The following is a 10,775-nucleotide window of genomic DNA, read 5'->3' on the forward strand; positions in this document are numbered from 1 at the left end:
ACCAATACAGTGTGTTCAAATTGAGCGGAGGGGAGATTATCCACTGTAACCACTGTCCAACCGTCTTTCAGGGTGCGAGTCTCCTTCCTCCCCATATTCACAATAGGCTCAATAGCTATAGTCATGCCGGCTTCTAGCCTCACATTGGGTAAGTCCCTAGTGCGAACATTGAATACAGAGGGCTCCTCATGTAGATTACGGCCCACCCCATGCCCCACAAAATCCTCCACCACCGAAAAACCGTTACTTTCTACGTAGTCCTGAATGGCGCCGGCAATGTCCATCAGATAGTTGCCCTCTTTTACCTGCTCAATCCCTTTATACAGGGCCGTCTCCGCCACCTGCATTAGCCTAAGGGTTTCTCTTTTGAGCTTGCCAATGGGGAAGGTGACACAGGAATCACCGTGGAAGCCGTTGTAACAGGCCCCCACGTCTATCTTCACCAGATCCCCCATTTTCAGCACCTTCTTGGGGCTAGGAATCCCATGTACTACCTCTTCATTCACACAGGCACAGATGGTGGCAGGGAAACCATGATACCCTTTAAAACTAGGGATGGCCCCCATCTCCCTGATTCTCTGTTCTGCTATGGCATCCAATTCGGCGGTGGTCATCCCCGGTTTGGCTATGGTCATAAGTTCCTTCAAGACAGTGGCCACTATCCGCCCTGCTGTCCTCATCTGGGCTATTTCCTCGGGATTTTTCAGCTCAATCCCCCTTCCCCTCTTCATGGGCGGCAGGCCTTTTGTTCTTTCTGGCCTCTGTTTTTTAACCTTTTCCCCTCTTTTGCTCCAAAATAATAGTCCTTTGAAGTCTCTCATGATGGTTTTTCTTTCTCATTTTACAAAACTAGCTGGAACTTTCCTCCCCGCCACCACTGCCACTCTGACGGGCATAACGGATTAAATCCTCAGGACTGAGATTGGCCACAAACCTTCTGAACTCTTCTTGTTCCTGTTCGTCTGCTTCCCGGTCCACTGGTATTGAAGCATCTAATATTACTTCCTCCATGACCCAAATAGGACAACCAACCCGCAGGGCGAGGGCAATGGCATCGCTAGGACGGCAGTCAATGTGTTGTTCTAATTCCCCATTTTTAATACACAGAAGGGCGTAAAAGGTATTGTCCTCCAGAGCATTGATAATGACCTTTTCTAGTTTCAAATTCCAAGCTTGGAGTATGTTGACAATTAAATCATGAGTGAGGGGACGGGGAAAGGTTTGTTGTTCCAGGGCACAAATAATTGACCTAGCCTGATCCTGCCCTATATAAATGGGCAAAGCACGGCGTTCCGCAGGGTCCTTCAACAATACTATGGGACTGCGAGTGAGTGCATCCAGCGCAATCGCCGCCACTTTCATTTCAATCATGGGCTCTTCCCTCTCAATTAGCTGGTCAATACCTTCATTATATAGCAACCCAATGGGGCATATAATGGCAAGCCCCCACTGGTGGACGGAGCCTTATAATGATGGGTTTGTACTGGTCATAAGGAATTAATCATGACAGTCAATATTTTCCTCAAGAATGCAAGACTGATAGGCCATTCTGGGCTACACACTCTCGTGGTAGAAGATGGGTGCATAACTGCCATTACTGACACCCATCCCCCAGATGCTTTGGATATGGAAGGGGATTATCTTTCCCTAGGGGGGGTAGATTTACAAATCAATGGAGCCCTGGGGTTGGCGTTTACCGAACTCAGGGAGGAAAACCTAGAGAAACTCCATGAAATTTGCCGTTATCTCTGGCAAACGGGAGTAGATCAGTTTCTACCTACCATTATAACCACCTCTGTGGACAAAATTCACCAATCTCTGGAGGCAATTAGGAAATTCAAACGACAACCCCCCCAACAGAAAGAAGCAGAAATCCTTGGGGTCCACCTGGAAGGCCCTTTTTTGAACTACGAGAAAAGGGGCGCCCACCCGGCAGAGTATCTGTTGCCCCTTACCCTGGAAAATGTCAAAACTGTCTTGGCGGAATATGCGGAGCTAGTAAAAATTATTACTCTGGCTCCAGAATTGGAGTCTACAGGCACCATTATCCCCTATTTGCGCTCTTTGGGTATAACAGTCAGCCTAGGGCATTCCCAGGCCACCGCACAAGAGGCTCACAGAGCCTTCCAACAGGGGGCTACCATGGTGACCCACGCCTTCAACGCTATGCCCAGTCTTCATCACCGGGAAGGGGGACTTTTGGCGGAGGCCATTGTCAATCCCGAGGTGTACTGTGGCTTAATTGCCGATGGAATACACGTGTCGCAAATTATGATTACAATACTCCTGAGAGCCAGCAATTTTGACAAGGGGGTGTTTCTAGTTAGCGATGCCCTTTCCCCCCTAGGACTGGGTGACGGTGTCTATCCTTGGGAAGGTAGGACCATTGAAGTAAAAAGTTTCACAGCCCGTCTTCCAGATGGAACTCTTGCCGGCACCACCCTACCTCTGTTAAAGGGGGCAGAAAACCTTTTTGCCTGGGGGATATGTGATTTACAACAGGCCATATCCCTTGCGACAGTATCCCCCAGAAAGGCCATAGGTTTGCCCGTTTCCCTGTTGGGGGCGCCGGCCGTTAATCTACTGCGGTGGCGTGGAGACGAGACTAGCAAGACCCTCAGCTGGCAACGCGTCTTTGGGGCAAGTGGCAGCGGTGGGGCTTGTCCCGACCCTTAGGGCGACAGACGTACCATCTGCCATTGTTGATTTTCGTCCAGGTAGTACTCAAGACGGTCATGAAGACGGTCTTCCCTACCCTGCCAGAATTCTATCCTGTGGGGGACTACTCTATAGCCTCCCCAGTAAGGAGGACGAGGTACTTCTTTCCCCTCGTATTGTCGTGTCACCTCGGCTAGGCGATTTTCCAAGAATTGCCGGTTAGGCACCACCTCACTCTGGCGAGAAGCCCATGCCCCCAATTGTGAGCCCCGAGGGCGGGTTTGGAAGTACTCATCCGACTCTTGGGGGGTTAATTTTTCAATTCTACCCTCAATGCACACCTGTCTTTCCAAGGGCGCCCACCAGAACACCAGTGAAACCCAGGGGTTTTTTTCCATCTCTAGCCCCTTACGACTTTCATAGTTGGTAAAAAAGGTAAAACCCCTCTCGTCTAGCTCTTTCAATAATACCGTCCTCGCCCTGGGTTTCCCTTCTGGTGTGACAGTAGCCAGTGTCATGGCATTCGGTTCGAGGATTCCTTCTGCTTCTACCGCTTCCTGAAACCAGATTCTGAACTGTTGTAGGGGATCTTTGCTGACTTTGTCTTCTGTTAGTTCCCCCCTGGTATACTCTCTTCTAAGCTGAGAAATGGGAATATTCATACCCTATACCCTCCTTCCAACATACCGCTCCCACATAAATTTTATTGCCTTTTACCGATGGTAATCATTAATTAATTTGAACACCGCACCCGGCTGACCCCTCGGCTACAATGGGAAAACAAAGTGGTTAGCAAAGAGGGGAAAAGTGACAAGAATAGTTATCCTCGGTGGGGGCTTCGGCGGTTTATACACTGCCTTACGGCTTAATCAGTTTACCTGGAGTAATCGCCCCCCGGAAATTGTCTTGGTGGAAAAACACGATCGTTTTTTGTTCTCACCCCTTTTGTACGAGTTGATTACAAATGAAGTACAGAGTTGGGAAATAGCCCCCGCCTATGCTGACATCCTGGCCAATACCAGTATTAGATTCCTCCAAGACGAGGTAACGGATATAGAGGCGGGTGAAGGGAAAAACCAAGTAACTCTAAAAAATAATGGGACTTTTAATTATGATTACCTAACAGTGGCCCTCGGCGGCAAAACTCCCACTAGTCAAGTCAAGGGGGTGGATAAATATGCCATCCCCTTCCGCACCCTAGAAGACGCCTACAGACTTAAAGAAAAACTTAGAAGCCTGGAAAATTCCGACAAGGAATATATCCGGGTGGTAATAGCAGGTGGGGGCTGTAGTGGTGTGGAACTGGCCCTGAAAATAGCAGCAAGACTAGGCAAAAGGGGGAAAATCAGAATAGTAGAGCGAAACGACTCCCTTCTGCGCTCTCTGTCCCCATTTAACCGCAAAACCGCCTCCGCAGCCCTGGAAAAGGCCAAATGCTGGGTTGACCTGGAAACTGAGGTGGTGGAGGTGAAAGAAGGGGAAGTTAGTCTTTGCTACAAAAATCAAATTGATACCATCCCTGCAGACATAGTAGTATGGACGGTGGGGACTAAACCAGCTATACCCCCCGGTTTGGCCAATAAATTAACCCTTCCCACCACCCTTGATGGCAAAATAGAAATAAACTCCTACCTACAGGTTTTTGGTATGCCCCATATATGGGCAATAGGGGATTTGGCGGCTTGTCAGGATGAAAAGGGCAATAGACTGCCGGCTACCGCCCAGGTGGCTATTCAACAGGCGGACTACTGTGCTTGGAATATTTGGGCTACCATCGAAAATAAACCGCTTCTCCCCTTCAAATATCAACCCCTAGGAGAAATGTTGGCCCTGGGGGCGGAAAGTGCCACTATGCAGGCTTTGGGGGTTTCTCTCAGTGGAAATCTGGCCTATCTAGCAAGGAGGTTGATATACCTATACCGTCTTCCCACTATTGAACACCAGATTGCAGTGGCTTTCAGCTGGATGACAACCCCTCTGACTAATCTTCTTAAATCTCTCGAGGCGGTTTAATTTTTTCAGGTATAGCCATTAGGATTCTCTCTACAATCTGAGGGGGAGTCTCCTCTGCCAACACTTCAATGGTAATATCTGCCTGTTGGTAGAGTGATACCCTCTGTTGATACAACTGTGTCAGTCTATCTTTTAAGTCTTTCTCCTGTTGCAACAATGGGCGGGTAGTATCTCCCCTAAGTCTGGTTACCAACAGGGGAATGGGCACATCTAGCCAGATTACCATCCCGTCTCGCAAATGACTCCAGTTATCCCGACGCAGAATGATTCCCCCACCAGTGGCTACCACCGTGCGCACATAAGCAGAAACCTCCTGTAGTACCCTGTTTTCCAACTCCCGAAACCCACTCTCCCCTTCCTCCCTAAATATTTGATTGATGGTTTTCCCAGTAATTGTTTCAATCAGACTATCCGTGTCCAAAAAACGGTATCCTAACCTCTGGGCCAAAAGTTTTCCTACTGTGGTTTTCCCCGCACCCATCATGCCAATTAAATATATATTTATGCCCCTAAGAAGCTCTTTCATCTACCAGTCCAATCGCCTTAAAATCTGAATCCCAGAACACACTTTGACACCAGGTCTTTCCCCCGGCAGTGTTATTATAAGTTAAAACTTGCAGGAGGCCAAGCCATGAAGCTCCATTTTTTTGAAGTAGAAGACTGGGAGAAATTGTACTTTGAAAAAAAAATTAGAGAATTAAACATTGACGCTTCCTTAGGCTTCTCCTTACAACCCTTAGATGAAACCAATGTACACCTCTATAAAGATGCAGAGGCTGCTATAGTTTTTATATATTCGAAACTAAATAAGGAGGTCCTTGATAATCTTCCCAACCTCAAACTTATCATAACCCGTTCCACCGGCTATGACCACATAGATGTTTCCTTAGCCAAGGAAAAGGGGATTACCGTTTGTAACGTTCCGGGATATGGAGATAATACAGTAGCAGAATACACTTTCGCCCTCATCCTAGCCCTGGCAAGAAAAATTAGACCAATGATAGAAAGGACTTCCAGGGGAATTTTCTCTAGGGATGGCCTGACTGGCATAGACTTGATGAACAAAATCATTGGGGTAATCGGCTCTGGTAGAATCGGTAGACACGTCATCAGAATCGCCCATGGTTTTGGGATGAATATTTTGGTATATGACCAAGTGAAAAATGAAGAGGTAGTTTCCAGGTATAACGCCCAATACGTCCAACTGGAAGACTTATTGAGAAACTCAGACATTGTAACCCTACATGTGCCCTACAACCAGTCAACCCACCACTTGATAAACACCTCTAATATCCGGCTGATGAAATCCGACGCAATGCTAATCAACACCTCCAGAGGGCCAGTAGTCCAAATAGAGGCCATAGTTCAATCCCTCAGAGAGGGTAGACTTACCGGAGGCATAGGCTTAGATACCTTTGAAGCGGAGGACATTTGGATAGAAGAAGAATACCTCAAAAGGGATGACATCCCCGCTGTTAAGCTGAAAAAAGCAATGGAGGCCTTCTACATATTACAGTCAGAAAATGTTTTAGTCTCCCCCCACAACGCTTACAACACCAAAGATGCCCTTTATAGGATTCTAGACATTACCCTCCACAACCTTAAGGGCTTCTTAGAGGGCAATCCCCAAAACACTCTCTAATGTCCCCCTTTTTCTGGTTCTATTACTGTTTAACTTTAAACTACAAAAATAATCATGAAGTTACTCACTGCCGACGACTTCCCCCAGGCTGCCTTTATCGCCCACAATGCCTCCATTATGGGGGATGTAGTCATCAAAGAGGGGGCGAGTATCTGGTATGGGGCCGTACTGCGGGGCGACTTCGAGAGGATTGAAATCGGCGCCTACACCAATGTACAAGATGGTGCCATTCTTCACGGTGACCCTGGTCAGGTTACCATTGTAGAAGATTATGTTACCGTTGGCCATCGCGCTGTCATCCACTCCGCCCACATCCAAAAGGGTTGTTTAATTGGCATCGGCGCCATCATTCTCAATGGTGTTACCGTCGGCGAGGGAGCGATCATTGCCGCTGGTTGTGTTGTCACCAAGGATGTCCCTCCCCATTCTCTCATGATGGGCATCCCCGCTCGTAAAACCAGAGACTTAACCCCCCTTGAAACCGATGACCTCATCCAGCATGCCCTCAAGTATTACCACCTTGCACTTCTCCATGCCGGCAAGGCCCCTCCCCCCTCCTCTGTTTAATCACAATTCTTCTCATTCATTCCTCCTTGCCCTCCTCATCCCCCCTTATCAGTCGCACCCCGCCCCTTTTTGTCAAAAAGGGTTTTGACATACAATTTTCTCCCTAACTAGTCAGTTTTACAACACATCCCTATATACCCCTTCACCCCCATAAACCCTTCTCCTATTATCCCCCTAATTATAGTTTTGTTCCCGATGATATCTTTTATTTTCTCCTCTATAGATTCCCTCTGCTCTACATTCCCAGAGCCTTTGCCATTGTCAATAGTAGCTTGAGATTAGACGTGAAAAGCAAACGGAATAGCCTTATCTCTACATATACCACAGAGGGTTAGACAATAAAATCCTTTAGTTTTTCCATCACATCTCATATATATCGTCTAGGTTAATGCTTCTTTTACGTTATAATTCTCCCAATATTTCTTATCACTAAATTCTATGAATACTCAAGTAATTATCCTTTGATTTGACAGGATAGAGTGTTTTTCATTCGAGTTTTAAAGCAAATGAGTTACATTCTAGCATTCTAAATGTTCTAACCTAGATGCTGTGCGAAATCCTGTCCGAACTTCAATCCCCGAGGTGTTGACAGAGAGATTTTTTTTGTTACGATGGGGGGTTGGCAGCAGGTGAAGAGACTGCCAAGGGGGCTGGGGAAAAGACAGTTGAGAAAAAAAAGCAATAAAAAGCAATAGAAGGGGTGGGAGGGAGGGGAAAAAGGGGGGATCTAATTGGAGGAAGAGGGGAGGACACCAAGAGTGACGGGAACTTGAAGGGTTTGGCCGTCGCGGAGGAGGTGAAGAGTAAGAGTATCACCGGCCTTACGAGACTCTACGATTTTCTGCACCTGGGAGGAGGTTGTAACGTCCTGTTGGTCAATGCGGAAGAGAATGTCTCCGGGTTGTAAACCAGCCAGGGCAGCGGGAGAGTTAGGCACGACTCTAACAATCAAAACCCCTTCTTGGGAGTCTAGGTTCACCTTCTTGTTTTGTTTGAGTTGTTCTTTTACCTGGGGGGTAAGAGTCACCATCTGAATGCCTATATAGGGGTGCTCCACCTTACCCTGGGCAATGAGAATGTCGGCTATTTGTTTAGCCCGATTGATGGGGATAGCAAAGCCCAAACCCTGAGCATTTTGAATGATGGCAGTGTTGATACCAATAACCTCGCCCCGGGCGTTTAAAAGAGGACCTCCGGAATTGCCAGGATTAATAGCCGCATCGGTTTGAATGAAGTCCAATCTCTTGTCCCCCACCCCTATTTCCGCACTAGAACGACCCGTGGCACTCACAATACCTGTAGTCACCGTGTTATCTAAACCTAGGGGGTTGCCTATGGCAATAACCCACTCCCCGATTATAACCTTGTCGGAATCCCCTAAAGGCACCACGGGCAAGTCTTGGGCATCAATCTTGACTACGGCTATATCTGTAACCGGATCGGCCCCCAAAACCCTCCCCTCAAAAAATCGACCGTCTTTCAGGGTAACTGTCACCCTGTCAGCTCCCTCTACCACGTGGGCATTGGTGAGGACTATACCATCTTGGCTGATTATGAAACCAGAACCAGTTCCCTGTTGGATTTGTTGTCGAGGCAAATCGGGTATGTTAAAAAACTGACGGAAGAACGGATCATCAAATATGGGGGGAAGGTTAGTTGCCACTGTACGAGAGGCGTTGATGCGCACCACCCCCGCCCCAACTCGTTGGACCACCCTCGCCACAAAGTTCAAATCATTGTTATCCCTCAGGGGGGCAATCACCCCCCCGCCGCCTGTGTCTTGGCCAGTGGATATACTTCCCTGTTGATTCTGGTTAAAGGCAAACAGCCGCGAGGGATTATACCAGTAGCTGGCGCCAAAACCCACACCGGCTCCTACTAGGAAAAGAGAGGCACCAGTCAACAACCGGCCTACTATACCCAACGGGGAAGCCTTACTCATATTCTACCCCATACAATCCCTTGACAAGACAAAAGGACAGCCCCAAGCCTCTGCCGATAACTAACGACATATAGTCCCAGGACAGCGGCCCTCCCTTGACTGGCCCATTATAACACAAAGTACTGGGGATGCCAATATTCCTTACCTTTTGGCAACTTTCCCCTCCCCCTTGGCCTTTTTTTCTGACTTTTTTTCGGGTTTTTCTTGAATTTTACTTGACAAAAACCCCTTTTTCGCGCTCATGGGTGCATGATGGGGGGCGGCAGGCGGAAGTACTGTCAAGAAACTTGTCCTGGGAACAAATTATATGATAAAACTTTGCAGCAAAAGGGAGTGGTAGAAAGAGGAAGAGATAAAGATTCAGATGGAAGTGACAGGGGTGGTGGGGCTGGGTAAGGGCACAGTGTGAGCATTACAATATTAAAGTTCAAAAGTTCAGAAGTGAGTGTTTGATTTTAAAGGAAGAGGCGAATCGTAATCTGAAAGAAATTAATGTGCCTTGGAAGAGGATATAAGAATTAGACATAAAAAAACCGGTGGACAAAGAAACAGTAAAAGAGGTGGAGACTATTGGAAAGGGTATAAAAGAGTTGTGGGAAAATTGTAAATAGATTAAGAGGAAGTGAGTTAAGGTTGACAGGCGAAACGGCGAAAAAATATCCTGCATCCGTTTCTGACAACTATTTTGCAGTAGACAGAAGGAGAACAAAATACAAGTTCCTCCTCTTCTGGAAAATATGAAATGGAAATGGACTTATATAATTTTTTTACCAGGGAGGAAAAATATAGACTATGGAGACATGAATATAGATTTTGGGATAAACAGTTGTGGTGAGGAATCTTATTTACCTTAGAATTGGAGAAACAGAGGAGATTGTAAAGCCAATCAACTGGGGAAAAGTAAAGCCGAAAATTTCAACGCTAGCGCGGAAGCACTATTTCATTACCTTATTGAATTCCTGCCATAGACACCAAAAAGGAAATACATAATCTTGAGGGGAGGAGGGTGTTAAAAACCACAAAGTAGACAATCTAAATGCTTTGTAGTAGTAAATAAGAAGACTATAAAGAGGGTTATTGTTGTTGGAAGTAAAACTCTCAATGCCTTTCCCAATTTCTTCCGCGCCAGTGAGGGTTATCAAAGGGCACAAATGTTTGCCTGCTGCTTACTAAAAAAATAAAGTGTCCATAGCAGTTACATTTAAAGTGAATTGTGGACCTGAAATACCCCCTTTGCTCTTAAAATTGCCCTCGAATGCTCCAGGATAAATATTGTTTACGAAAAAGGGCTTCTTTCTTGTGACAATGGCTCCCTTCGACCCTCAATTCCAAAAGCCTAAATTACTTCTACCCAACACTTCACCCCCACAAACCATAAATCTACTATGAGATATAAAATTCCCTCCTAAAACACAATTGAATACTACGTTTATTAAGGTCTTCTCCCAGAAAACCGAACATTCCTCAAATTTAACCCCGTTTAATATATTAATTCCTAAATCTTCAAGATTATCATTTACTCTGCAATTATTGGCCAAAAATATTTGGATTCTACCCTAAAGATGGAACATATTTTGTTTTCAATTTTTCAAGAGAAACAATGGTGGATTGTTGTCTAAAAATGGAAGAAATAACTACGGTAAAAGAGAAAAAGTAAAACAGAAACAGTAATAACAATGGAGACCCATGATAACGCCAAAATGCAAGTTAGCTACCGGGGTAAAAATTTGTAATAATCTTTAAAAAATGGCAGAGGGGCCTCGGGGGAGTGCAACAACCCCCTGTTATACCACCCCAGGGCAATAATAGTAAAGTACAAAACATCTTGCAACGAGGTATTTTAAAATGCCAAAGAGAATAGTGATTAAAGACCTGGATGAACTGGAGAAAATTATCTTCAAACTGAAAAAAGCCAAGATTTCAAAACTCTTATAATCAAACTGGTAGAAAAAT

The 10,775-nt window shown here is 46.0% G+C and carries 9 protein-coding genes; 4 read left to right on the top strand and 5 right to left on the bottom strand.

Annotated features, from left to right (window positions below):
• Together map and IGQ44_06790 are read right to left on the bottom strand one after the other, a co-directional pair.
• The coding region (map, locus tag IGQ44_06785; protein ID HIK37676.1) for a type I methionyl aminopeptidase at positions 1-821 on the bottom strand (821 nt) is incomplete at its 3' end.
• A 28-nt stretch (positions 822-849) separates the two neighbouring features.
• The gene (locus tag IGQ44_06790) at positions 850-1,371 is read right to left on the bottom strand and encodes a bifunctional nuclease family protein (protein HIK37677.1); all 522 of its coding nucleotides are present in this window, start codon (positions 1,369-1,371) and stop codon (positions 850-852) included.
• 132 nt (positions 1,372-1,503) lie between these two features.
• Between IGQ44_06790 and nagA the strand changes: the two genes are divergently transcribed.
• Positions 1,504-2,676 carry an N-acetylglucosamine-6-phosphate deacetylase gene (gene nagA, locus IGQ44_06795; GenBank protein HIK37678.1) on the top strand — a complete coding sequence of 391 codons (1,173 nt, stop codon included), beginning with the start codon at positions 1,504-1,506 and terminating at the stop codon, positions 2,674-2,676.
• Here the strand turns inward: nagA and pdxH are convergent.
• Positions 2,673-3,320 (bottom strand): pyridoxamine 5'-phosphate oxidase, encoded by a 648-nt coding sequence (pdxH, locus tag IGQ44_06800; GenBank protein ID HIK37679.1) that lies wholly within the window; start codon positions 3,318-3,320, stop codon positions 2,673-2,675. The genes nagA and pdxH overlap by 4 nt on opposite strands.
• Before the next feature lie 145 nt (positions 3,321-3,465).
• On the opposite strand from pdxH, the gene IGQ44_06805 reads away from it, so the two are divergent.
• A complete protein-coding gene (locus tag IGQ44_06805) occupies positions 3,466-4,671 on the top strand; it encodes an NAD(P)/FAD-dependent oxidoreductase (GenBank protein HIK37680.1) in 1,206 nt (401 codons plus the stop codon).
• Here IGQ44_06805 and IGQ44_06810 read toward each other — a convergent pair.
• Positions 4,649-5,197: a shikimate kinase gene (locus IGQ44_06810; GenBank protein ID HIK37681.1), complete on the bottom strand. Its 549-nt coding sequence runs from the start codon at positions 5,195-5,197 to the stop codon at positions 4,649-4,651. The two genes, IGQ44_06805 and IGQ44_06810, sit on opposite strands and share 23 nt — an antisense overlap.
• 105 nt (positions 5,198-5,302) lie before the next feature.
• On the opposite strand from IGQ44_06810, the gene IGQ44_06815 reads away from it, so the two are divergent.
• Positions 5,303-6,313, top strand: coding sequence for a hydroxyacid dehydrogenase (locus tag IGQ44_06815; protein HIK37682.1), 1,011 nt, complete (start codon positions 5,303-5,305; stop codon positions 6,311-6,313).
• A gap of 54 nt (positions 6,314-6,367) precedes the next feature.
• Positions 6,368-6,880: a gamma carbonic anhydrase family protein gene (locus tag IGQ44_06820; GenBank protein HIK37683.1), complete on the top strand. Its 513-nt coding sequence runs from the start codon at positions 6,368-6,370 to the stop codon at positions 6,878-6,880.
• A gap of 727 nt (positions 6,881-7,607) precedes the next feature.
• Here IGQ44_06820 and IGQ44_06825 read toward each other — a convergent pair.
• Positions 7,608-8,822, bottom strand: a complete 1,215-nt coding sequence (locus IGQ44_06825) for a trypsin-like peptidase domain-containing protein (protein ID HIK37684.1) — start codon at positions 8,820-8,822, stop codon at positions 7,608-7,610.
• Positions 8,823-10,775 lie beyond the last annotated feature (1,953 nt).

It is taken from the genome of Geminocystis sp. M7585_C2015_104, from assembly GCA_015295805.1.
Lineage (GTDB): Bacteria > Cyanobacteriota > Cyanobacteriia > Cyanobacteriales > Cyanobacteriaceae > DVEF01.